Below are 454 nucleotides of genomic sequence, written 5' to 3' on the forward strand. Positions count from 1 at the left end.
GGTTTACACCGATTCCGATGTGGCCCGCCGGCTGGTGGCGGCGGGGGTGCAGGACAGCAAAGCCATCACCTCCGATGCCCGCATCCGGGCTCTGGCGGACACGGTGCGGGCCACCCCCGGCGTGGAGTGGGATGTCGTCAGCATGGGGCCGGAGCGTTACAATCACCTCTACGGGGAGGCCGGCAACCTGAACCGGCTGCTGGCCTGGGGGCACAGCACGGTGATCGAGAACCTCTTAAAAAAGCGACCGGACTGCCCGCGGGCGCTCAGTGACCAGTTCGCCCACGAGAGCGTGCTGAAAAAAGCCCTCGGCCCCGGGGGCCGGACCATCCGGCTGGACCAGCGCACCAAAGGGGAAAGCGATGTCGCCGTCGCCGCCGCCTCCATCCTGGCCCGCGAGCGGTTCATTGACTGGATGGATGTGGCGTCCAAAAAACTGGGGATTTCCCTGCCC

1 protein-coding gene is annotated in these 454 nt (G+C 66.7%); it reads left to right on the forward strand.

The window, feature by feature from the left end; genetic code table 11:
- Nucleotides 1-454: ribonuclease HIII (locus tag I6F37_RS39585; RefSeq protein WP_225154315.1), on the forward strand; the 454-nt coding region annotated here is incomplete at both ends.

The organism is Bradyrhizobium sp. NBAIM08 (genome assembly GCF_020193935.1).
Classification (GTDB): domain Bacteria; phylum Pseudomonadota; class Alphaproteobacteria; order Rhizobiales; family Xanthobacteraceae; genus Bradyrhizobium; species Bradyrhizobium yuanmingense.